The organism is Stutzerimonas urumqiensis (assembly GCF_003640395.1).
GTDB lineage: Bacteria > Pseudomonadota > Gammaproteobacteria > Pseudomonadales > Pseudomonadaceae > Stutzerimonas > Stutzerimonas urumqiensis.
The window spans coordinates 59,761-81,820 of record NZ_RBZQ01000003.1 but is presented as its reverse complement, the minus strand read 5'-3'; the positions used below and the strand labels follow the sequence as shown (position 1 = coordinate 81,820).

Sequence of the window (22,060 nt, the reverse complement as noted above, 5' to 3'; positions counted from 1 at the left end):
GCGGTTTCAGGAGCGAAGCGAACAATCCGCCAAGGTCCGGGCAACTCGGGAGTCGACTCCGCGCGCCCGTGGGCGCTCGGACGTGGATACGCAGCAGGCGCCCGTATGCCGTTTTGCCAGTTGCCACGACAGGCACATTGCCATAGCCTGCTGGCAATACGCCTTGAACCTGACGCCAGGAGACCGACCATGCAAATCACCGCAAGTGCCTTCCACACCGGTGTCATGGGCATGCAGGCCGGGCAGCGTCGCATCGACGAGGCCGCCGTCCAGCTCGCCGGGGCCACCGCGACGCCTCAGGTCGCCGACCAGGGCCAGCTGCAGCAGGCCGGCAATCTGGAAGCCCTGACCACCTATCTGCTGCAACTCGATGCAGGTCGTCAGCAAGTCGAGCTCGCTGCGAAGGCCGTCAAAACGGCCGATGAAACGATGGGGACGCTGATCGATACGCGCGCCTGACGCACTGCTTGCGCAACACCCGAAACCGGCCTCGCGCCGGTTTTTCTTTGCCTGCGCCGCGCATCCGACCCACCGGTTCCGCTGCTTGACAGTCACTAGGCCGAAACGTATGTTTCAAACGCCTGTTTGAGCCGGTGTGGACTACTTCACTGTCCGGCCGTTGACCCGAACCAAGAATTCACCCGCTGAGGTTTACGCTATGCCTGACTACAAGGCCCCCTTGCGCGACATCCGTTTCGTACGTGACGAACTCCTCGGTTACGAGGCGCACTACCAGAGCCTGCCAGGCTGCCAGGATGCGACCCCGGACATGGTCAACGCGATCCTCGAAGAAGGCGCCAAGTTCTGCGAGCAGGTGCTGGCTCCGCTGAATCGCGTCGGCGATCAGGAAGGCTGCACCTGGTCCGCTGAAGGCGTGAAGACGCCGACCGGCTTCAAGGAAGCCTACAAGCAGTTCGTCGAAGGCGGCTGGCCGAGCCTGGCGCATGACGTCGAACTCGGCGGCCAGGGCCTGCCCGAGTCGCTCGGCATGGCGATGAGCGAAATGATCGGCGAAGCCAACTGGTCCTGGGGCATGTACCCGGGTCTGTCCCACGGCGCGATGAACACCCTGCATGCGCACGGCACGCCCGAGCAGCAGCAGACCTACCTGACCAAGCTCGTGTCCGGCGAGTGGACCGGCACCATGTGCCTGACCGAACCGCACTGCGGCACCGACCTCGGCATGCTGCGCACCAAGGCCGAGCCGCAGGCTGACGGCAGCTACGCCATCACCGGCACCAAGATCTTCATCTCCGCCGGTGAGCACGACATGGCCGACAACATCGTCCACATCGTCCTCGCACGCCTGCCTGACGCGCCGGCCGGCACCAAGGGCATTTCGCTGTTCATCGTGCCGAAGTTCCTGCCGAACGCCGAAGGCGGCGTCGGCGAGCGCAACGGCGTGAGCTGCGGTTCGCTCGAGCACAAGATGGGCATCCACGGCAACGCGACCTGCGTGATGAACTTCGACGGTGCCACGGGCTTCCTGATCGGCCCGCCGAACAAGGGCCTGAACTGCATGTTCACCTTCATGAACACGGCGCGTCTGGGTACTGCGCTGCAAGGCCTGGCGCACGCCGAGATCGGCTTCCAGGGCGGCATCGCCTATGCCCGCGAGCGCCTGCAGATGCGCGCCCTGACCGGGCCGAAGGCGCCGGACAAGCCGGCCGACCCGATCATCGTGCACCCGGACGTGCGCCGCATGCTGCTGACCATGAAGGCCTTCGCCGAAGGCAACCGCGCGATGCTGTACTACGCGGCGAAGCAGGTCGACATCGTCCAGCACAGCCAGGACGAGGAGCAGAAGAAGGCCGCCGACGCGATGCTGGCGTTCCTCACGCCGATCGCCAAGGCGTTCATGACCGAAGTCGGTTTCGAAGCGGCCAACCACGGCGTGCAGATCTATGGCGGCCACGGTTTCATCGCCGAGCACGGCATGGAGCAGAACGTGCGCGACAGCCGCATCTCCTGCCTGTACGAAGGCACCACCGGCATCCAGGCGCTCGACCTGCTCGGCCGCAAGGTGCTGATGACCCAGGGCGAGGCGCTCAAGGGCTTCACCAAGGTGGTCCACAAGTTCTGCAAGGCCAACGAGGAGAACGATAGCGTCAAGCCGCTCGTCGAGCAGCTGGCCACGCTGAACAAGGAGTGGGGCGACATCACCATGAAGGTCGGCATGGCCGCGATGAAGGATCGCGAAATGGTCGGTGCGGCGGCGGTGGATTACCTGATGTACTCGGGCTATGTCTGCCTGGCGTACTTCTGGGCCGACATGGCACGCCTGGCCGCCGAAAAGCTGGCCGCCGGCACCGCCGAGGAAGGTTTCTACAAGGCCAAGTTGCAGACCGCGCGGTTCTACTACGACCGCATCCTGCCGCGTACCCGCACGCACGTCGAAGCCATGCTTTCGGGCCCCGACAACCTGATGGACATGGCCGAAGAGCATTTCGCGCTCGGTTACTGATCGATCCTGGTAGAAAAGCGCCGCCTTCGGGCGGCGTTTTTTTTTTGCCATACATCGGTGTTTCGCTACCGGCATGGATGTTCCCCGCCGCGCATGCAGGCAAAATGCCGCATTCTCGACTGGCACTCCGCTGGAGCTCTCGTGCCGCAACACGCCCCCGTGCGCCTGACCCACTTTCTGCCGTCGCTGCTTTTGCTGACCGGTGGGCTCGTTGCTGTCTGGCAACCGGTGCTGAACGAGTTCTTCACCTCGCTGTTCAATGTATTGCCGACCCTGTTGCTCCTGCTGGGTGGCGCCTTCTGCATCGGTTACGGACGCCAGCGTGAGCTGTTTCTGCTGGCCGCGGTGTACCTCGCCTATTTCCTGCTCGATACGCAGGCCGATCACTTCCGTGCGACCGGGCGGCTGCTGGCGCAGGGGCCGCTGGTCTTTCACCTCTGCAGCCTGCTGCTGCCGTTGCTCTATGGGCTGTACGGCATCTGGCGCGAGCGCACTCACCTGTTGCAGGACGGGCTGGCCCGTGGCGCGGTGCTGGTCGCGGTGTTCGGTGTGGCGGCGGCGCTGGCGAGGCGCTTTCCCGAGCCGATGCTGGACTGGCTCGTGGCGGTCCGGTGGCCGGCGCTCGAGGCAAGCTGGCTGGCCCTGGCGCAGATCGTCTATCCGGCATTCCTGGTCGCCGGGGCCGCCCTGGCGGCGCAATACCTGCGCCAGCCGCGGTTGTTGCACGCGGCCATGCCGGTCGGGTTGCTCGGGCTTCTGCTGATGCTGCCACAGGTTTTCACGCGGCCGGGCGCGCTGAACATCCTGACCAGCCAGGTGATGCTCATCATCGTCGTCGCGATCGCCCAGGAAGCCTATCTCATGGCCTTTCGCGACGAGCTGACCGGCCTGCCGGGGCGGCGCGCGCTGAACGAGCGGCTACAGCGGCTCGGCCGGCAGTACGTGATCGCCATGGCCGACGTCGATCACTTCAAGGCGTTCAACGACACCCACGGGCATGACGTCGGCGACCAGGTGCTCAAGCTCGTCGCCAGCCGGCTGCGCAAGGTTGGGGGCGGCGGTCGTGCCTATCGCTACGGCGGCGAGGAGTTCACCCTGCTGTTCCCTGGGCGCGATATCGAAGCGTGCCTGCCGTACCTCGAGGCGGTCCGCCAGGCTGTGGCGGACTACCCGTTGCAGCTGCGTGACAAGGGCAGCCGGCCGAGCGATCACCAGCAGGGCCGGCAGCGGCGCGGTGCCGGGTCGGCGAAACTGGTGTCGGTGACCATCAGCATCGGCGTGGCGGAAGCCGCCGGTGCGCAGCGTGCGCCCGAGGCGGTGATCAAGGCCGCCGACCAGGCGCTCTATGCGGCCAAGGCGGCGGGGCGCAATTGCGTGCGGACCCAGGGCATGAACCGTCGCGGTGCCGTTCGCGTGGCCGCCGCCAAGCGCTGATCCGGCCACTTATGACGGCGCATTCAGCGCCTGCAATGTCGTTGTTGCGCGCCTCGTCCGGCCGTTAGCTTCGCCTCCTTGAACCGCGCCCGCGCGCACCCGCTTCCAGGAGATGGACCATGCCCGAGTACAAGGCTCCCTTGCGCGACATGCGCTTTCTGATCGACGACGTGTTCGACTTCCACGGCAGCTATGCCGCCCTCGGCGCGGAGGACGCCACGCCGGACATGGTCAGTGCCATCCTCGAGGAGGGCGCCAAGTTCTGCGAACAGGTGCTGGCGCCGCTCAACCGCAGCGGCGATGAAGAAGGCTGTCACTACGAAGACACCGTGGTCACCACGCCCAAGGGCTTCAAGGAAGCCTTCGCCCAGTACGCCGAGGGCGGCTGGATGGGCCTGGCGTCGGACCCGGCCTACGGTGGGCAGGGCCTGCCGCACTCGCTCGGGCTGGTCATCGGCGAGATGGTCGGTTCGGCCAACACCTCGTTCGGCATGTATCCGGGGCTCACACACGGCGCCATGGCCGCCATCGGCGCGCACGGCAGCGAAGAACAGAAGCAGACCTACCTGACCAAGATGACCGAGGGCCGCTGGACCGGCACCATGTGCCTGACCGAGCCGCACTGCGGCACCGACCTCGGCATCATCAAGACCCGCGCCGTCCCGCAGGCCGATGGCAGCTACGCCATCAGCGGCACCAAGATCTTCATCTCCGCCGGCGAGCACGACATGAGCGAGAACATCGTGCACCTGGTGCTGGCCAAGCTGCCGGATGCGCCGGCCGGCACCAGGGGCATCTCGCTGTTCATCGTGCCGAAATTCATGGCGACCGCCGAGGGCGGGGTCGGCGAGCGTAATGGTGTGACCTGCGGCTCGATCGAACACAAGATGGGCATCAAGGCCTCGGCCACCTGCGTGATGAACTTCGACGGCGCCAAGGGCTTTCTCATCGGCGAGGTGAACAAGGGCCTGAACTGCATGTTCACCATGATGAACCACGCCCGCCTGGGCACCGGCATGCAGGGCCTGTGCAACGGCGAAGCGAGCTATCAGGGCGCGGTCAAGTACGCCAACGAGCGCCTGCAGATGCGTTCGCTAACCGGCCCGAAGGCGCCGGAGAAGCCGGCGGACCCGATCATCGTGCACCCGGACGTGCGCCGCATGCTGCTGACCATGAAGGCGTTCAACGAGGGCAACCGCGCGCTGGCCTATTTCACCGCGCAACTGCTCGATCAACTGCACAGCCCGGACGAGGGCAAACGCCAGGAAGCCGAAGGCCTGCTGGCTTTCCTCACGCCGATCTGCAAGGCGTTCATGACCGAGACCGGGCTCGAGGTCACCAACCATGGCATGCAGGTCTTCGGCGGCCATGGCTACATTCGTGAGTGGGGCATGGAGCAACTGGTGCGCGACGCGCGCATCGCACCGATCTACGAAGGCACCAACGGCATCCAGGCGCTCGATCTGCTGGGGCGCAAGGTGCTCGGCAGCCAGGGCAAGCTGATGCTCGGGTTCACCAAGCAGGTGCACAGATTCTGCGAGGCGAATGCCGGCCACGCCGCGTTCGGTACGCAGGTCGCCGAACTGGCACGGCTGAACAAGCAACTGGGCGAAGTCACCACCCGCATCGGCATGGCCGCGATGAAGAACCCGGACGAGGTCGGCGCCGCCGCGCTCGACTACCTCATGTACTGCGGCTACTTCATCCTCGGCTACCTCTGGCTGCGCATGGCCCTGGTCGCCCGGGAAAAGCTGGAGCAGGGCGCTGGCGAGACGGGCTTCTACGAGGCCAAGCTGGCCACCTGCGACTTCTACTTCAAGCGCCTGCTGCCGCGCACCGCGTCGCACCTGGCGGCCATCGAAGCGGGCAGCGAGAGCCTGATGAAGCTGCCGGCCGAGTACTTCAGCGCCTGATCGCACCCGCCCAGGAAGCCCGCCGTGTGCGGGCTTTTTTTATGCCCCTGGGTTAGTCCGCAGGCGGAACCGCCGGGTCACAACTAGACGCTTCGGCCCATTTCCGGTGTCCGCTAGACTCGTTCTTCGAGCAAGCGGCCACACCGGCCGGCGACAGTTCCAGCGAGGTTTTCATGGCTGACTACAAGGCACCCCTGCGCGACATGCGGTTCGTCCTCAATGAAGTGTTCGACGCCCCCGGCCACTGGCGCGCGATGCCGGCGCTGGCCGAAGTCGTCGATGCCGAGACCGCCGAAGCGATCCTCGAAGAGGCCGGCAAGATCACCGCCGGAACCATCGCGCCGCTCAACCGCAGCGGCGACGAAGAAGGCTGTCACTGGCAGGACGGCGCGGTCACGACCCCGGCCGGCTACCCCGAAGCCTACCGACTGTATGCCGAAGGCGGCTGGGTCGGCGTTGGCGGCGATCCGGCCTATGGCGGCATGGGCATGCCCAAGGCGATCTCGGCGCAGGTCGAGGAGATGATGAACTCGGCGAGCCTGGCCTTCGGCCTGTACCCGATGCTCACTTCCGGCGCCTGCCTGTCGATCTACGCCCACGCCAGCGAGGCGTTGAAGCAGAAATACCTGCCGAACATGTATGCCGGCGTCTGGGCCGGCTCCATGTGCCTGACCGAGCCGCACGCCGGCACCGACCTCGGCATCATCCGCACCAAGGCCGAACCGCAGGCCGACGGCAGCTACAAGGTCACCGGCACCAAGATCTTCATCACCGGCGGCGAGCACGACCTGACCGAGAACATCATCCACCTGGTGCTGGCCAAGCTGCCGGACGCGCCGGCCGGCTCCAAGGGTATCTCGCTGTTCCTGGTGCCGAAGGTGATGGTCAACGACGACGGCTCGCTCGGCGCGCGCAACAGCCTGGCCTGCGGCTCGATCGAGCACAAGATGGGCATCCAGGCCTCGGCCACCTGCGTGATGAACTTCGACGGCGCCACCGGCTGGATGGTCGGCGAGCCGAACAAGGGCCTGGCGGCGATGTTCACCATGATGAACTACGAGCGCCTGGGCGTCGGCATCCAGGGGCTGGCGACCGGCGAGCGCTCCTACCAGAGCGCCATCGAGTACGCGCGCGAGCGCATCCAGAGCCGCGCGCCGACCGGCCCGGTGGCGCAGGACAAGGCCGCCGACCCGATCATCGTGCACCCCGACGTGCGCCGCATGCTGCTGACCATGAAGGCGCTCAACGAGGGTGGCCGCGCGTTCTCCACCTACGTCGCGATGCAGCTCGACACCGCCAAGTTCAGCGAGGACGAGGTCGCGCGCAAGCGTGCCGAGGATCTGGTGGCCTTGCTGACGCCGGTGTCGAAGGCCTTTCTCACCGACATGGGGCTGGAAACCACCGTGCATGGCCAGCAGATCTTCGGCGGCCATGGCTTCATCCGCGAATGGGGTCAGGAGCAGCTGGTGCGCGACTGCCGCATCACGCAGATCTACGAAGGCACCAACGGCATCCAGGCGCTGGACCTGGTCGGCCGCAAGATCGTGGGCAGCGGCGGGGCGTTCTATCGCCATTTCGCCGACGAGGTACGTGCCTTCATCGCAAGCGCCGGGGCCGACATGGCGGAATTCACCACGCCGCTGGAAGCCGCGCTGGTCAACCTCGACGAGCTGACCCGCTTCGTCCTCGAGCAGGCCAAGCACAACCCCAACGAGATCGGCGCGGCCTCGGTGGAGTATCTCCACACCTTCGGCTACACCGTCTATGCCTACCTGTGGGCGCGGATGGCGCAGGCATCGTTGGGCCGTTTGTCGGATGATTTCTACGCCAGCAAACTGGGGACCGCCCGGTTCTACTTCGCTCGCCTGCTGCCGCGCATCCATTCGCTGACCGCTTCGGTCAGGGCAGGCAGCGCCTCGCTGTACCTGCTCGACGCTGCGCAGTTTTGAGCCAGCGGCTTAAGCATTGGCCAGCAAAGTGAAATTATTTCGATATCGCAGTGAACGATTTTGACATCAGCTTAGTCCTACCAATGCGCGATGAGTAAGCCATTGCCTATCCGCCTGGAGTAAGGATGCTCCCTTGTAGGAAACGGCTTGCGAATCGCGTTGCAGTTTGCTCATGGCCTCCCTGGCCTGCGTAAATCTGCGCCTCATGGACCCGCGCAGGGAAGCGGGAATAAGCAAAACGGATCACGTGAGGATTGCCGCCAGGAAGGCGCAGGATCAAGGACGTCTGACACAGTCTGCAAAGCCCCGCTTCGGCGGGGTTTCTTTTTTCCGGTCGAAAAAATCCGACGACTAACCGGTAGAGGCGATTGGTCGCAGCGACGGCCTTGCTCTGGGTCAAGGTTTGTCGTGTAGGCGACGAAACGGCAGTGTCCTTAAAGTTTTCAGGGTCTATGCTTATGCCCATTACGCTTAGGAGGCCGCCAATGGGTACCGCTCCCGAACATACCGATGCCGCCATCAGCAAGCGCGAAGAAAGCCGCCTGCTGGTGTTTCTGATCGTGTTCCTGTTTCCCATCCTGAGCGTTGCCCTTGTGGGCGGCTACGGATTCCTGGTGTGGATCACCCAGATGATCTTCGGCCCGCCCGGCCCTTCGCACTGAGCGCTCCCTTTCCACCGCCGGATCCCACCATGGAAACGACCCTGCATATCGCCAGCCTGCTCGTGCATTGCCGGCCCGAACTGTTCGAGGCGGTGAAAGCCAACATGCGCCTGCTGCCCGACCTCGAACTGCACCAGGAAAGCCCGGCCGGCAAGGTCGTCGTGGTGCTGGAAGCCGAGCACGAGAGCCGCATTCTCCAGACAATCGACCACATTCAACAGATTCCCGGCGTGCTCAACGCCGCCCTGATCTACCACGAACTCCTGCCTTCCGAAGGAGCGCAGCAATGAGCTTGACCCGCCGTGAATTCGCCAAGGCCAACGCTGCCGCCATCGCGGCTAGCGTGGCCGGACTGCCCATCGCCACCAGTGCGAGCAACCTGATTACCGAAGCCGGCGTGGCCGGGCTGGAGTGGAACAAGGCGCCCTGCCGGTTCTGCGGTACCGGTTGCAGCGTGATGGTCGCCACCCGTGAAAACCGCGTCGTCGCCACCCATGGCGACATGAAGGGCGAGGTCAACCGCGGCATCAACTGCGTGAAGGGCTACTTCCTGTCGAAGATCATGTACGGCAGCGACCGCCTCACCCAGCCGCTGTTGCGCATGAAGAACGGCCAGTACGACAAGCAGGGCGAATTCGAGCCGATCAGCTGGGATGAGGCCTTCGACATCATGGCCGCCAAGTACAAGGAAGCGATCAAGACGCACGGGCCGCAGGCCATCGGCATGTTCGGCTCGGGGCAGTGGACCATCTGGGAAGGCTACGCGGCCAACAAGCTGATGAAGGCGGGCTTCCGTTCCAACAACCTCGACCCCAATGCGCGCCATTGCATGGCCTCGGCGGCGTTCGGCTTCATGCGCACCTTCGGCATGGACGAGCCGATGGGCTGCTACGACGACATCGAGGCGGCCGACGCCTTCGTGCTCTGGGGCTCGAACATGGCCGAGATGCACCCGGTGCTCTGGACCCGCGTAACCGACCGCCGCCTGAGCCATCCGCATGTGAAGGTGGCGGTGCTCTCGACCTTCGAGCACCGCAGCTTCGAGCTGGCGGACATTCCGATGGTGTTCACGCCGCAGACCGACCTGGTGATCCTCAACTACATCGCCAACTACATCATCCAGAACGGCGCGGTGAACAAGGACTTCGTCACCAAGCACACCCGTTTCGCCCAGGGCGCGCAGAACATCGGCTATGGCCTGCGACCGACCGATCCGCTGGAACTCAAGGCCGAGAATGCCGGCGTGGCGGCGTCTTGGACGGACATCGACTTCGACACCTTCGCCGAGTTCGTCAAGCCCTACACCCTGCAGCACGCCGCCAAGGAATCCGGCGTGCCGGCCGAGCGGCTCGAGGCGTTGGCCAAGCTGTATGCCGATCCCAAGGTGAAGGTCACCTCGTTCTGGACGATGGGCTTCAACCAGCACACCCGCGGCGTCTGGGCCAACCACCTGATCTACAACATCCACCTGCTGACCGGGAAGATCAGCGAACCGGGCAACAGCCCGTTCTCCCTGACCGGACAACCGTCGGCCTGCGGCACGGCGCGCGAGGTGGGCACCTTCTCGCACCGCCTGCCGGCCGACCTGGTGGTTACCAATCCCAAGCACCGCGCCACGGCCGAAAAGATCTGGAAGCTGCCGGCCGGCACCATCCAGGAGAAGCCCGGCTTCCACGCCGTCGAGCAGAGCCGTGAGCTGAAGGACGGCAACCTGCGGGTCTACTGGACCCAGGCCAGCAACAACATGCACGCCGGGCCGAACATGATGCAGGAGACCTTGCCGGGCTGGCGTCGGCCGGACAACTTCGTGATCGTCTCGGACGTCTACCCGACCGTGTCGGCCCAGGCCGCCGACCTCATCCTCCCGGCGGCCATGTGGGTCGAGAAGGAGGGCGCCTACGGCAACGCCGAGCGCCGCACGCAGTTCTGGCATCAACTGGTGAAGGCGCCCGGCGAGGCGCGGTCGGATCTCTGGCAACTGATGGAATTCTCCAAGCGCTTCACCACCGACGAAGTCTGGCCGGAGGAGCTGTTGGCCAAGGCGCCGGACTACCGCGGCAAGACCCTGTTCCAGGTGCTGTTCGAGAACGGCCAGGTCAATCGCTTCCCGGTGAGCGACATCGAGGAAGGCTTCCTGAACAGCGAGGCCGAGGTGTTCGGCTTCTATCCCCAGAAAGGCCTGTTCGAGGAATACGCAAGCTTCGGTCGCGGCCACGGCCACGACCTGGCGCCCTTCGATGTCTACCACCAGGTCCGCGGCCTGCGCTGGCCGGTGGTCGACGGCGAGGAAACGCGCTGGCGCTACCGCGAGGGCTACGATCCCTACGTCGAGGAAGGCAGCGAGGTGCAGTTCTACGGCAACCCGGACAAGCGGGCGATGATTCTCGCCGTGCCCTATGAAGTCCCGGCCGAAATGCCCGATGAGCAATACCCCTTCTGGCTGAGTACCGGACGTGTGCTCGAGCACTGGCATACCGGCACCATGACCCAGCGGGTGCCCGAGCTGTACCGGGCGGTGCCCGATGCGCTCGTCTACATGCACCCCGAGGATGCCAAGGCGCTCAACGCGCGCCGCGGCAGCGTGGTCAAGGTGATCAGCCGGCGTGGCGAGATACTCGCCCGGATCGAGACGCGCGGCCGCAACAAGCCGCCGCGTGGCCTGGTCTTCGTGCCGTTCTTCGACGCCAACAAACTCATCAACAAGGTGACCCTCGACGCGACCGACCCGATCTCCAAGCAGACCGACTACAAGAAGTGCGCCGTGAACATCGAAGTCGTGAGCGTTGCCTGAGGAGCCCCGGATGAAACGTCTACTGCCACTTCCCCTGCTGTTGGTCCTCGGCTTCGCCATTGCCGCCGATGCGCCGTACCCGCTCGATGCCCCGGCACCGGACGGACGCCGTCCCGGCGGCACGCTGACCGAGGAGTTCACGCCGCCGCCGCTGCGTGACGAAGAGAACAAGGACCTGCGGCGCGAGCGCAACTACCCCGAACAGCCACCGACCATCCCGCATGCGGTGCGCAACTACCAGATCGACATCAACGGCAACCGCTGCCTGGCCTGCCACAGCCGCGAAGCCAGTGCGCGCACGCAGGCACCGATGATCAGCATCACCCATTTCAACGACCGTGACGGGCAGACCCTCGGCACCGTGTCTCCGCGGCGCTACTTCTGCATGCAGTGCCATGTGCCGCAGCACGACGTCGAGCCGCTGGTGGGCAACGACTTCAAGGACATCGACACGCTGCTGTACCACGAGTCCACGAGCGAAGAAGACGAGTAAGGGGCGCAGATGAAGAGAATCCTGCCGTTTCTCAAACGCTACTGGGGCGTCCTGCGGCGACCCAGCGTGCACTACAGCCTGGGTGCGTTGACGCTCGGCGGCTTCATCGCCGGGATCATCTTCTGGGGCGGGTTCAATACCGCGCTGGAGGCGACCAACACCGAGGCGTTCTGCATCTCCTGCCACGAGATGGAAAACAACGTCTACATGGAGATCAAGGAAACCATCCACTACAGCAACCGCTCCGGCGTGCGGGCCACGTGCCCTGACTGCCACGTGCCGCACGAGTGGACCGACAAGATCGCCCGCAAGATGCAGGCGTCCAAGGAGGTCTGGGGCAAGATCTTCGGCACCATCAACACGCGCGAGAAATTCCTCGAGAAGCGTCGCGAACTGGCCGAGCACGAGTGGGCGCGGCTCAAGGCGAACGACTCGCTGGAGTGCCGCAACTGCCACGACTACGAGTACATGGACTTCACCCGCCAGAGCCCGCGCGCCGCGAAGTTCCACTCGCGCTCGCTCGGTACCGGCGAGGCGACCTGCATCGATTGCCACAAGGGCATCGCGCACCGACTGCCGGACATGCGCGGCGTGCCGGGTTGGTGATAGTCCTGAGGTAAAAAAAACGCCAGCATCAAGCTGGCGTTTTTTTTTTCCGGTTTCCGCTTAGAAATACTTCAGCCAGGTGATATCGCGTCGGCGCGCCTTGAGCCGTGCGAACGCGCGCACCGGCAGGTACAGGGCGATCGCCAGCACGGCGGCGCCGATCCACACCGCCAGCACCGAATCGAATCCGAAGTACTCGCCGTGGTTGGCACCGAAGGCGGCGAGGCTGGCGATATACAGCACCTTCAGCACGTAGAGATGCAGCAGGTAGAAGAACATCGGCGCGGCGCCAAATGTGGCCAGCCAGTCGGTCACGCGCCCGTCGCGTCGCTCCAGCGAGGCGAGCAGCAGCAGGCCGACGCCCAGCGTCAGCGCCAGGAACAGCAGCGACGGCGGGTACTTGGTGATGTTGAAGAAGCTCATCAGCGTTTGCACCGTCGCGCCATCGCTGTGCCAGGGCTTCTCGCCGTAGCCGTTGAGCAGACGCAGCAGGAAGAACATCGCCAGTGACGTGAAGCCCAGCGCGAGCAGCCGTCCCTGGCGCTGGCCTGCATCGCTGCCACGGGCGAACCAGGGGCCGATCGCATAGCCGAGGGCGATCACGCCGATCCAGGGCAGCACGGGGTAGGACGTGCGCAAGCGCAGCTGTTCGGACACCTCGAGCCAGCCCCGGTCATGCAGAACGGCCCACGGCACATGCAGCCAAGACTCCGCCGGGAAGTGCAGCCCATCGAGCAGGTTATGCCCGCCGATGAGCGCCAGCCCCAGTGCGACCAGCCATCCGCGCGGCAGCCAGAGCAGGGCGGACAGCGCCACCATGCTGAGCCCGATCGCCCAGATCACCTGCAGGTAGATGACGCTCGGCGGGAACTGGAACGTCCAGGCGAAGTTGACCAGCGTGACTTCCAGCACGATCAGGAACAGCCCGCGCTTGAGCAGGAACCGGCTGGTCTCCCCGCGTCCGGCATGCTTTTCACCGTAGAGAAACGCCGAGAGCCCGGTCAGCAGGATGAACACCGACGCGCACAGGTGCGCCAGGCTGCGGGCGAAGAACAGCGCCGGGTCGGTCTGGGCAACGTCCATCGGGTCGGAGACCTGCATGTGCAGGTAGAAGGTCTCGCGCACGTGATCGAGCAGCATGAGCAGAATCACCAGGCCGCGGAGGGCGTCGATCGAGCGGAGTCGGGTAGCGGGCGTAGGCGTCATCGGAAAGCACTTCTGTGAACGTAATGTAATATGATTACATATCGCGGCGCGGCCAAGCCAGCGCTCTGGAATGCGGCTTACCGGCCGATGGCTCTCCGCCGATCGAGCGGCTGGCGCTTCGCCGGGCCGGCTCGGTCGCCCTGAACGACTCCCAAGGAGCCGACGTGACTCGACTCTCTCGCGCCGCACCGCTGCTGGCGCTGACGGCCCAGGCCGCTATCGCCCCGGCAGGCATGGCCGACCCGCTCCCGGCCGACGGCTTCATCGCCGGTAGTCGCTGGTCGCTGCTCAATCGCACCGTCTATGACCAGCGCGACTATCGCCACGGCGCACGCAGCAACGGCGCGCGCAATGCGTTGAAGCCCTTTGCCGAACGTAACGGGTATGCCGAGGAATGGGCCTATGGCCTGATGGGCCGCTTCCAGTCCGGGTTCACCGCCGGCACGGTTGGAATCGGGTTGGATGCCCATGTGCACTCGGCCATCCAGGTCGACAGCGGCGGCGGACGCGCCGGCAAGGCGCGGCTGCTGGGCCTCGATGATGATCGGCGCCCCAACGACGAGTTGACCCGTGCTGGCGCGGCGCTCAAGCTGCGCACAGGCCCGAGCACCCTGGTCTACGGCGAGCAGCGCGTAAAGACGCCGGTGTTCGGCTCCTCCGACAGTCGCCTGCTGCCCGAAACCGCGACGGGCTGGCTGCTCGACACCGAGGCAACGAGCGACACCCGCGTGCTGCTTGGTCACTTCACCGAGAGCACGGACCGCAACGCATCCAGCCATGACGAAGGGTTCGTCGTGAACTATTCGAACGCCGAGCAGGGCGATCGCCTGGACTTCGTGGGGCTGGTCCATGCCGGCGACCGGTTGAGCGCCAGCCTGTTTGGCTCGCGCTATGAAGACACCTGGACGCAACACTACCTCGGGCTCGCCTATCGGCATCCGCTGGGCGACGGCCATGCGCTCGCGCTCGCATTGAATGGCTACCGCACGACCGATACCGGCCAGGCGCTGTCCGGCCGCATCGACAACACCGCCTGGAGCCTGTCGTCGAGCTACCTGAGCGGGCCGCACCGATTCACCCTCGGCTACCAGCACATCGATGGCGACACACCGTTCGACTACGTGACGCGCGGCGCCATCTACCTCGGCAACGCCGCCCAGCTGTCGGATTTCAACGCGCCGAACGAGCGCTCGTGGCAGCTGCGCTACGACCTGTCGATGGCCGGCTTCGGCCTGCCCGGCCTGAGTCTCAGCGCGGCCTATCTACGTGGCCATGACATCGATGGCCGCGACGTGGACCCGAGCGGAGGCTACGCCTACCTCGGCTATGGCACTGAAGGCGAGCACTGGGAACGCGACCTGGAGGCGCGCTACGTGATGCAGGACGGCGCGGCCAAGGGGCTGATGGTGTCGCTGCGCCACAGCGTTCACCGCGGTAACACCGCACAGGCCGAACTCGATGCGGACCAGCTCCGACTGGCGGTGGAATGGCCGCTCGGCGGCGCGCTGTAAGCGTTGCGCGCCGCCTTCCGCGTCCGGTCTAGCGAAGGGCGGCCTCGTCGAAGTCGAGGTCGCGGAGCAGCGCCTGCAGCATCTGCTCGTCGATTTCGTGATGCTTGCGCAGGCGGTACAGGGCCTTGCGGCGTACGGCGATGGCCTGGCGCCGCAGGTCGATTTCCATGTCGCGACCGTGCACGGCCTCGTTGGCGGCGTCTTCGCGGTCCTTCAGCGCATCGAGGTCGCGCCGGTAGGACTCGATCACCCGGCCGGCCACCTCGCTGTGCAGGGCCGAGCGGTCCAGATCGTCGCTGGTGTTCTGCTGGCGCCAGTTCTCCAGCCAGGCCACCGCGGCCTGGGCCAGGGTCCGGCGCACCGTGCGCATCTCGCGTTCGTGACGGGCCTCGTCGTCGTTCGGCATGCGCTTGAGGAAGTAGGGAATGCCGAGCGCGCCGACGATCAGCGACAGGATGATCACCGCGGCGGCGAGGAAGATCATCAGGTCACGGCCGGGGAAGGGCGTATCGCCGATCATCAGCGGCACCGACAACACGCCCGCCAGGGTGATGGCGCCGCGCACGCCGGCCACCGCGCTGAGGGCCGAGAACAGACCGAGCGGCTTGTCCTCGACCGGCTGGCCACGCAGGCGGCGGATGCGGCCTTCGGTCCAGTGATAGGCGAAGACGAACAGGAACCGCACGACCAGCAGCAGCGCCATGATCGCCAGCGCGGTGAACAGCAGCGTCGGCATGCCGTAGCTCTGCTCACCGGCGCCTTCCCATACCCGCGCGGCGATGCGCGGGAATTGCAGGCCCAGCAGCAGGAACACCAGGCCGTTGAAGCTGAAGTCGAGCATCTCCCAGATGCTGCGGTTGAGGATGCGCGTGGTGGTCTTGACCGGCAGCATGTCGACCCGGCTCTGCACCATCCCCGCCGCGACGGCGGAGAGAATTCCCGACATGCCGGCGTGTTCGGCGAGGTAGAAGGCGGCGAACGGCAACAGCAGCACCATCACCACATAGGCCGAGGGATCGAACAGCCCGCGCGCGGTCATCCAGCGCTTGAGCCGGCCGAAGGCCCAGCTCAGCCCACCCCCGATGAGCACGCCGCCCAATGCGATGACGAAGAACTCACCGGTGGCCGATACGAGCGAGAAGGACCCGCTGATGGCCGCGGCCAGGGCGAACTTGAACGACACCAGGCCCGTGGCGTCATTCATCATCGCCTCGCCTTCGAGCTGGTGCGCCATGTGGCGGGGCAGCCGTCCCTGAGCGATGGCGATCACCGACAGCGCATCGGTCGGCGACAGGATCGCCGCCAGCGCGAAGCTGGCGCCCAATGGAATGGCCGGCAGCAGCCAGTGAATGAAGTACCCCGCCAGGACCACGATCAGCAGCACCAGCAGCAGCGACATCGCCGTCATCTCGGCGCTGTGCTCGGTGAATTCGCGCTTGGGAATTTTCCAGCCGTCATAGAACAGCAGCGGCGGAATGAACAGCAGCATGAAGATTTCGGGCCGCAGTTCGACCGCCATGCCGAACGGCGGGAGCGCCAGCACGACGCCCACGAGTATCTGCAGGATCGGCAGCGGCAGTGGCACGAGGTTGGCGAGGATGCGGCTGGCGACGACCGCCAGCAGCAGGAGGAAAACGAGGTTGAGGATATCCATGCGGTGGGCCTGCTGAGGTAGCGGCGCGACGGTTCGGTCGCGTCTGGCGGCAGTGTAAGAGATGCGACAGTCGCGTCCTTTTGACGCGGATCAGGCACGGCCGTTTCGCTGTGCCGATCGTCGGCTGGCCAGCGCTCGCTCGGCCCCGGCCAGCCGGTCGAACTGCCCAAGGTCCGGTGCGGCTCGGGTCGGACGGCGCCAGCCCTGAGTGCGTACACCGATGCGGCCGTCCGACACCTGCGACAGGATGCCGCGTCGTTGGCCGGTCGGCTTTGCGCGATAAGGGACCGCCACCCACCGCCGCAGGCGTCATCCATGAAGGAGTCATCATCCATGAGCAAGGACCCGGCCGAAGCCCTCCGTCGCACCGTTCACCGCCTGGCCGAGTCGCTCGGCAACCTGTTCGTCGAGGCGTTCCACTACCTGGCGCTGTTCGGCATCGGCGCCATCACCGCCTGGGCGGCGGTGCTCGCCTTCCTCGGCATGCTCGACAAGGGCGCGGCGACGGTCGACGACATCCTGCTGCTGTTCATCTATCTCGAGCTCGGCGCGATGGTCGGCATCTACTTCAAGACCAACCACATGCCGGTGCGCTTCCTGATCTACGTGGCGATCACCGCGCTGACCCGCCTGCTGATCTCCGATGTCTCACATCATCATCGGCCCGACATGGGCGTGGTGTACGTTTCCGGTGCGATCCTGCTGCTGGCGATCGCCGTGCTGGTGGTGCGCTTCGCGTCGTCGCGCTTCCCGGCGGTCGCTGGCGGCCGGTCGGTGAACGAGCGCCGCGACGAAGGCGATTGAGGGCGCGCAACAGAGCGCCCGCGCGGCGATCAAAGCAGCATCGCGGGTAGCCAGCCAGGGCCACCCGGTCTCGCGAGGGTCTGTCATGACAGCCAGCCGAACGCCGTGCGGATTCATCCCGCCGTATCTGCTCGATCACATCGCCGATCGCGGCACCGACGCCCAGCGCGCGCGGGCCCGCGGCACCCTGCAACACGTGCGCAGCCTGCTGCACAACCCCGGCCCGCCGGGCCTGAAAGCCGCGCCCGGCCCGGCGCCGGGGCTGGCCACGCCGGGCCAGCCGCAGCGGCGCATCCACGATGCCGGCGGCCGCATGGAGTTGCCCGGCGCGTTGCGCCGCAGCGAAGGGCAAGGGCCGAGCGGGGATGCGGCTGTCGATGAAGCCTACGAGGCGCTGGGTGCGACCTACGCCCTGTTCTGGGAGGTCTACGGCCGGGACTCGATCGACGGCCGCAGCTTCCCGCTCATCGGCACCGTGCACTACGGCCAGGAGTACGAAAACGCCTTCTGGAACGGCGAGCAGATGGTCTTCGGTGACGGCGACGGGGAAATCTTCCAGCGCTTCACCCGCTCGCTCGACGTGGTCGCCCACGAGCTGACCCACGGGGTCATCGAGAGCGAAGCGGCGCTGGTCTACGTCAACCAGTCCGGCGCGCTCAACGAATCGCTGTCCGACGTGTTCGGCGTGCTGACCAAGCAATACCGGCTCGGCCAGCGCGCCGACGAGGCCGATTGGCTGGTGGGCGCCGAGCTGCTCACCGAGCGCGTCCAGGGTCGGGCGCTGCGCTCAATGGCCGAGCCCGGCACCGCCTACGACGATCCGTTGCTGGGCAAGGACCCGCAGCCGGCGCACATGCGCGACTTCATCGTCACCCGTGACGACAATGGCGGCGTGCATCTGAATTCCGGCATTCCGAATCGGGCCTTTTACCTCGCGGCCATGGCCATCGGTGGGCCGGCGTGGGAGCGCGCCGGGCGCATCTGGTACGACACGCTGCTCGACCGCCGGCTGGCGAACGATGCCGACTTCGCGGCCTTTGCCGCGTTGACGGTCCGCCAGGCGCAGGGGCGTTTTGGCGCGGGTTCGGCCGAGGCGCGGGCGGTGACGCAGGCCTGGGCGGAGGTGGGTGTGGAGGTGACGTCATGAGTGGCAAGACACTGCCGGCGCTGGGGCCGGACACCGTGGTGCGGCTGTCGCGGCAGGGCGGTTTCGCCGCGCTGCCGCATCTGGCTGCGCCGCGCGAGATCGATTTCAGCGCTTGCGACGAACGCCAGCGTGGGCAGGTCTGCTCGGTGCTCGAGCGCTGCCTGCCGGTCGCCGAGCGCGCGGTGGGCGGCGCCGACCAGCGCTTCTTCCAGGTGGAGTTGCGTTACCACGACGCCGGACGGGCCAGTGAGTGGATTCTCACCGTGCCCGAACAGGCGGCGCCCGGCGAACTCGTCGAGCTGTGGCAGTGCGGGCCGGGCGAGCGCTAGCTCAATCCCACTGCGGAGCGAAGCCCGGATTGGCCAGGCGTTCGCCGCGGTCGAGCGTGGCGATGTCGGCCATCTCCTGCTCGCTGAGCGTGAGGCGCTGCGCCGCCAGGTTGCTTTCCAGGTGCTCGCGCCGCGTCGAGGACGGAATCACCGCGTAGCCCTGTTGCAGCAGCCAGGCGAGCGACACCTGTGCCGGGCTGGCGTCGTGCGTGTCGGCGATGCGCTGCAACACCGGCTCCTGCATCACCTTGCCGTAGGCCAGCGGCATGTAGGCGGTGAGGTGGATGCCGTGCCGGTGGGCGAAGTCGGCCACCGTGCGGTTTTGCAGGAAGGGGTGAATCTCGACCTGATTGGTCGCGATGTGCTCGGCACCGACCGCCGCGATGGCCTGCCGCATGTGCGCGACGGTGAAGTTGGAGACGCCGATCAGCCGGGTCAGCCCTTGCTCCTTGGCCTCCAGCAGACGGCCGAGGTAGTCGGCGACCGCCAGCGCATCCTTCGGTGATGGCCAGTGGATGAGCGTGAGGTCGACCCGGTCGACACGCAGCTTCTCCAGGCTTTCTTCCAGGCTGGCGCGCAGGCGGTCCTGGCCGAGGTTGTCGGTCCAGATCTTGGTGGTGATGAACAGCTCGCTGCGCGGCACGCCGCTCTCGGCGATGGCCTGGCCGACCTCGGCCTCGTTGCCGTAGATCTGCGCGGTGTCGATGTGCCGGTAGCCAAGCTCGAGGCCGGTGCGGACCGAGTCGATGACCTGCTGGTCTTTCAGGCGAAAGGTGCCGAGGCCGAAGGCGGGAATGCTCATTCAGGTGTCTCCTGTGGTGTTGGGTTCAGAGGTCTGTTCAGGGGCAGGCGGGCGCGCTGCCGAGCGGGGCAGGGGCGGCATCCTGCCGGTCGAGCCGGCCGCTCCAGGCGGTCAGCGCCACGGCGCCCAGCACCACCAGCGCGCCGATCCAGGCGGTATGGACGAGGCCGAGCGATGCCACGATGTGCCCGCCCAGCCAGGCGCCTCCGGCGATGCCGAGGTTGAAGGCGGCGATGTTCAGCCCTGACGCCACATCGACCGCATGCGGCGCATGGTGTTCGGCCTGGCGCACTACATACAGCTGCAAACCGGGCACGTTGCCGAAGGCGACGGCGCCCCACAGCAGCACCGTGACGACCGCCAGCCAGGGCGTTGCCGCGGTGAAGGTGAACGCCAGCAGCACCGCGGCGAGCAGGCTGAAGATCAGCAGCAGCGCCGGGATCGGCCCGCGCCGGTCGGCCAGCTTGCCGCCCCAGAGATTGCCCACCGCCACCGACACGCCGTAGACCAGCAGCACCAGGCTCACTGCGCCAGCGGGCAGGCCGGTGACGTCCTGCAGGATGGGCGCGAGAAAGGTGAAGGCGGTGAAGCTGCCGCCGTAGCCGATCGCGGTCATCGCATAGACCAGCAACAGACGCGGCGACTTGAGCACCGCCAATTGCCGCAGCACCGACGCCGGCGGGCTGTGGCGAAGGGTGCCGGGCACGAACAGCAGGCTGCCGATGAACGCCAGCACGCCGAGCCCCGAGACGAGCAGGAAGGTTTCACGCCAGCCAAAATGCTGGCCGATGAAGGTGCCCAGCGGCACGCCGGTCACCAGCGCGACGGTCAGCCCGGTGAACATCGTCGCGATGGCGCCGGCCGCCTTGTCCTTGCTCACCAGGCCGGTGGCGATCGTCGAGCCGATCGAGAAGAACACGCCATGCGCGAGGCCGGTGACGATGCGCGCGAGGATCAGCGAGCCGTAGCTCGGTGCCTGCCAGGCCAGCAGGTTGCCCAGGGTGAACAGCACCATCAGCCCGAGCAGCAGCGTCTTGCGTGGCAGGCGTCCGGTGAGCGCGGTGAGCAGCGGCGCGCCGACCGCGACGCCCAGCGCGTAGAGGCTGACCAGCAGGCCCGCCGAGGGCAGGCTGACGCCGAGGTCGGCGGCGATGGTGGGGATCAGGCCGACGATGACGAACTCCGTCGTGCCGATGGCGAAGGCGCTCAAGGTGAGCGCCAGCAGGGCGAGGGGCATGGTGTGTCTCCGCATGGGTTGATGGCGCGCAGTGTCGGCGCCAGACTCGTGCGGAAAAACCCGGTCATCGGCCAATCATCCTTGACTGGAAGTCAACAAACGCCCATGAGGAGCCGCCCATGCAAACCACACTCGATGAGCTCCAGGCGCTGACCCGGGTGATCGACGCCGGCTCGATCAGCGCGGCGGCCGAGCAGGCGGGCCAGACCACCTCGGGCATCAGCCGGGCGCTCGGGCGGCTCGAGCGCAAGCTCGGCGTGACGCTGATCCGGCGCACCACCCGGCGCCTGGAGCTGACCGAGGAGGGCGCGGTCTTCCTGGCACAGGCGCGCCGCATCCTGGCGTCGGTGGAGGAAGCCGAGGAGCTGATGGCCGTGCGGCGCGAGCGGCCGGCCGGACGCCTGCGGGTCGATGCCGCCTCGCCGTTCATGCTGCATGTGGTCGTCCCGCTGGTCGCGGACTTCCGGGCGCGCTACCCCGACATCCAGCTCGAACTGCACAGCAGCGATCGCATCATCGACCTGATCGAACAGCGCACCGACGTGGCCCTGCGAATCGGCAACCTGCAGGATTCCAGCTTGCACGCGCGGGCGCTGGCGAGCAGCCGGGTGCGGGTGCTGGCCAGCCCTGACTACCTCGCGCGGCACGGCGCCCCGGCGACCGTCGAGTCGCTCGCCGGGCACAGCCTGCTCGGCTTCAGCCAGCCGGAGCACCTCAACCGCTGGCCGTTGCGCCATGCCTTCGGCGACAGCTGGACGATCGCCCCGACGCTGATGGCCTCCAGCGGCGAGACCCTGCGGCAACTGGCGCTGGCCGGCGCCGGCATCGTCTGCCTGTCGGACTTCATGACCTGCGCCGATCGCGAAGCGGGCGCGCTGGTGCAGGTGTTGGCCGAGCACACGCGCGAAGAACGCCAGCCGATCCACGCGGTGTACTACCGCAACACGACGCTGGCCTCGCGCATCGCCTGCCTGCTGGACTTTCTCGGCGAGCGACTGCCGGCGAGCGGCTGGACGGCGACATGACCGGCATTCGCCGCGCAAGAGTCGGAGTGCAGC

Annotated in this window: 19 protein-coding genes; 15 read left to right on the top strand and 4 right to left on the bottom strand. The window is 66.4% G+C overall.

Annotated features, from left to right (window positions below):
- The first annotated feature begins 189 nt into the window (after positions 1–189).
- From D7325_RS06410 to D7325_RS06365, 10 genes are all read left to right on the top strand, one after another.
- A complete protein-coding gene (locus D7325_RS06410; RefSeq protein ID WP_120994724.1) occupies positions 190–459 on the top strand; it encodes a hypothetical protein in 270 nt (89 codons plus the stop codon).
- A 199-nt stretch (positions 460–658) separates the two neighbouring features.
- Positions 659–2,464, top strand: a complete 1,806-nt coding sequence (locus tag D7325_RS06405; RefSeq protein WP_120994723.1) for a phenylacyl-CoA dehydrogenase — start codon at positions 659–661, stop codon at positions 2,462–2,464.
- A 141-nt stretch (positions 2,465–2,605) separates the two neighbouring features.
- Positions 2,606–3,898 carry a GGDEF domain-containing protein gene (locus D7325_RS06400; protein WP_245962031.1) on the top strand — a complete coding sequence of 431 codons (1,293 nt, stop codon included), beginning with the start codon at positions 2,606–2,608 and terminating at the stop codon, positions 3,896–3,898.
- A gap of 119 nt (positions 3,899–4,017) precedes the next feature.
- Positions 4,018–5,811, top strand: coding sequence for an acyl-CoA dehydrogenase C-terminal domain-containing protein (locus D7325_RS06395; protein ID WP_120994721.1), 1,794 nt, complete (start codon positions 4,018–4,020; stop codon positions 5,809–5,811).
- Between the two features lie 173 nt (positions 5,812–5,984).
- Positions 5,985–7,760, top strand: a complete 1,776-nt coding sequence (locus tag D7325_RS06390; RefSeq protein ID WP_120994720.1) for an acyl-CoA dehydrogenase C-terminal domain-containing protein — start codon at positions 5,985–5,987, stop codon at positions 7,758–7,760.
- 485 nt (positions 7,761–8,245) lie between these two features.
- The gene (locus tag D7325_RS06385; RefSeq protein ID WP_120994719.1) at positions 8,246–8,422 is read left to right on the top strand and encodes a periplasmic nitrate reductase, NapE protein; all 177 of its coding nucleotides are present in this window, start codon (positions 8,246–8,248) and stop codon (positions 8,420–8,422) included.
- Positions 8,423–8,451: 29 nt separating this feature from the next.
- On the top strand, positions 8,452–8,712 hold the full coding sequence (locus tag D7325_RS06380) for a chaperone NapD (protein ID WP_120994718.1): 261 nt from the start codon (positions 8,452–8,454) through the stop codon (positions 8,710–8,712).
- Complete coding sequence (gene napA / locus D7325_RS06375) at positions 8,709–11,213, top strand: nitrate reductase catalytic subunit NapA (RefSeq protein WP_120994717.1); 2,505 nt, start codon at positions 8,709–8,711, stop codon at positions 11,211–11,213. Before D7325_RS06380 ends, napA begins: the two co-directional genes overlap by 4 nt.
- Positions 11,214–11,223: 10 nt before the next feature.
- Positions 11,224–11,706 carry a nitrate reductase cytochrome c-type subunit gene (locus tag D7325_RS06370; protein ID WP_120994716.1) on the top strand — a complete coding sequence of 161 codons (483 nt, stop codon included), beginning with the start codon at positions 11,224–11,226 and terminating at the stop codon, positions 11,704–11,706.
- A gap of 9 nt (positions 11,707–11,715) precedes the next feature.
- On the top strand, positions 11,716–12,312 hold the full coding sequence (locus D7325_RS06365; RefSeq protein WP_120994715.1) for a cytochrome c3 family protein: 597 nt from the start codon (positions 11,716–11,718) through the stop codon (positions 12,310–12,312).
- Positions 12,313–12,372: 60 nt separating this feature from the next.
- Here D7325_RS06365 and D7325_RS06360 read toward each other — a convergent pair whose 3' ends face one another.
- Entirely contained in the window at positions 12,373–13,518 is a 1,146-nt protein-coding gene (locus tag D7325_RS06360) for an acetyltransferase domain-containing protein (protein WP_120994714.1), read from the bottom strand.
- A gap of 164 nt (positions 13,519–13,682) precedes the next feature.
- Here D7325_RS06360 and D7325_RS06355 point away from each other — a divergent pair, with 164 nt between their 5' ends.
- Positions 13,683–15,029 (top strand): OprD family outer membrane porin, encoded by a 1,347-nt coding sequence (locus D7325_RS06355; protein WP_281273494.1) that lies wholly within the window; start codon positions 13,683–13,685, stop codon positions 15,027–15,029.
- Positions 15,030–15,057: 28 nt separating this feature from the next.
- On the opposite strand, the gene D7325_RS06350 is transcribed toward D7325_RS06355, so the two are convergent.
- Positions 15,058–16,683 carry a Na+/H+ antiporter gene (locus tag D7325_RS06350; RefSeq protein ID WP_120994713.1) on the bottom strand — a complete coding sequence of 542 codons (1,626 nt, stop codon included), beginning with the start codon at positions 16,681–16,683 and terminating at the stop codon, positions 15,058–15,060.
- Between the two features lie 333 nt (positions 16,684–17,016).
- Between D7325_RS06350 and D7325_RS06345 the strand changes: the two genes are divergently transcribed.
- The 3 genes from D7325_RS06345 to D7325_RS06335 all read left to right on the top strand — a co-directional run bounded on the left by D7325_RS06345 (position 17,017) and on the right by D7325_RS06335 (position 18,963).
- Positions 17,017–17,487 (top strand): phosphate-starvation-inducible protein PsiE, encoded by a 471-nt coding sequence (locus D7325_RS06345; protein WP_120994712.1) that lies wholly within the window; start codon positions 17,017–17,019, stop codon positions 17,485–17,487.
- Between the two features lie 85 nt (positions 17,488–17,572).
- Positions 17,573–18,634: a M4 family metallopeptidase gene (locus tag D7325_RS06340; protein ID WP_120994711.1), complete on the top strand. Its 1,062-nt coding sequence runs from the start codon at positions 17,573–17,575 to the stop codon at positions 18,632–18,634.
- Positions 18,631–18,963: a protealysin inhibitor emfourin gene (locus D7325_RS06335; protein WP_120994710.1), complete on the top strand. Its 333-nt coding sequence runs from the start codon at positions 18,631–18,633 to the stop codon at positions 18,961–18,963. The genes D7325_RS06340 and D7325_RS06335 overlap by 4 nt, the downstream gene beginning before the upstream one ends.
- A gap of 1 nt (position 18,964) precedes the next feature.
- On the opposite strand, the gene dkgB is transcribed toward D7325_RS06335, so the two are convergent.
- Positions 18,965–19,765, bottom strand: a complete 801-nt coding sequence (gene dkgB, locus D7325_RS06330) for a 2,5-didehydrogluconate reductase DkgB (RefSeq protein ID WP_120994709.1) — start codon at positions 19,763–19,765, stop codon at positions 18,965–18,967.
- A gap of 37 nt (positions 19,766–19,802) precedes the next feature.
- Positions 19,803–21,002: an MFS transporter gene (locus tag D7325_RS06325; protein WP_120994708.1), complete on the bottom strand. Its 1,200-nt coding sequence runs from the start codon at positions 21,000–21,002 to the stop codon at positions 19,803–19,805.
- Between the two features lie 119 nt (positions 21,003–21,121).
- Between D7325_RS06325 and D7325_RS06320 the strand changes: the two genes are divergently transcribed.
- Positions 21,122–22,027: a LysR substrate-binding domain-containing protein gene (locus tag D7325_RS06320; protein WP_120994707.1), complete on the top strand. Its 906-nt coding sequence runs from the start codon at positions 21,122–21,124 to the stop codon at positions 22,025–22,027.
- The last annotated feature ends 33 nt before the right edge of the window (positions 22,028–22,060 follow it).

Coding starts and splice junctions, on each gene's coding strand:
- D7325_RS06410 (WP_120994724.1), top strand. CDS start 190: ATGCAAATCACCGCAAGTGCCTTCCACACCGGTGTCATGGGCATGCAG.
- D7325_RS06405 (WP_120994723.1), top strand. CDS start 659: ATGCCTGACTACAAGGCCCCCTTGCGCGACATCCGTTTCGTACGTGAC.
- D7325_RS06395 (WP_120994721.1), top strand. CDS start 4,018: ATGCCCGAGTACAAGGCTCCCTTGCGCGACATGCGCTTTCTGATCGAC.
- D7325_RS06390 (WP_120994720.1), top strand. CDS start 5,985: ATGGCTGACTACAAGGCACCCCTGCGCGACATGCGGTTCGTCCTCAAT.
- D7325_RS06385 (WP_120994719.1), top strand. CDS start 8,246: ATGGGTACCGCTCCCGAACATACCGATGCCGCCATCAGCAAGCGCGAA.
- D7325_RS06380 (WP_120994718.1), top strand. CDS start 8,452: ATGGAAACGACCCTGCATATCGCCAGCCTGCTCGTGCATTGCCGGCCC.
- napA (WP_120994717.1), top strand. CDS start 8,709: ATGAGCTTGACCCGCCGTGAATTCGCCAAGGCCAACGCTGCCGCCATC.
- D7325_RS06370 (WP_120994716.1), top strand. CDS start 11,224: ATGAAACGTCTACTGCCACTTCCCCTGCTGTTGGTCCTCGGCTTCGCC.
- D7325_RS06365 (WP_120994715.1), top strand. CDS start 11,716: ATGAAGAGAATCCTGCCGTTTCTCAAACGCTACTGGGGCGTCCTGCGG.
- D7325_RS06360 (WP_120994714.1), bottom strand. CDS start 13,518: ATGACGCCTACGCCCGCTACCCGACTCCGCTCGATCGACGCCCTCCGC.
- D7325_RS06350 (WP_120994713.1), bottom strand. CDS start 16,683: ATGGATATCCTCAACCTCGTTTTCCTCCTGCTGCTGGCGGTCGTCGCC.
- D7325_RS06345 (WP_120994712.1), top strand. CDS start 17,017: ATGAGCAAGGACCCGGCCGAAGCCCTCCGTCGCACCGTTCACCGCCTG.
- D7325_RS06340 (WP_120994711.1), top strand. CDS start 17,573: ATGACAGCCAGCCGAACGCCGTGCGGATTCATCCCGCCGTATCTGCTC.
- D7325_RS06335 (WP_120994710.1), top strand. CDS start 18,631: ATGAGTGGCAAGACACTGCCGGCGCTGGGGCCGGACACCGTGGTGCGG.
- dkgB (WP_120994709.1), bottom strand. CDS start 19,765: ATGAGCATTCCCGCCTTCGGCCTCGGCACCTTTCGCCTGAAAGACCAG.
- D7325_RS06325 (WP_120994708.1), bottom strand. CDS start 21,002: ATGCCCCTCGCCCTGCTGGCGCTCACCTTGAGCGCCTTCGCCATCGGC.
- D7325_RS06320 (WP_120994707.1), top strand. CDS start 21,122: ATGCAAACCACACTCGATGAGCTCCAGGCGCTGACCCGGGTGATCGAC.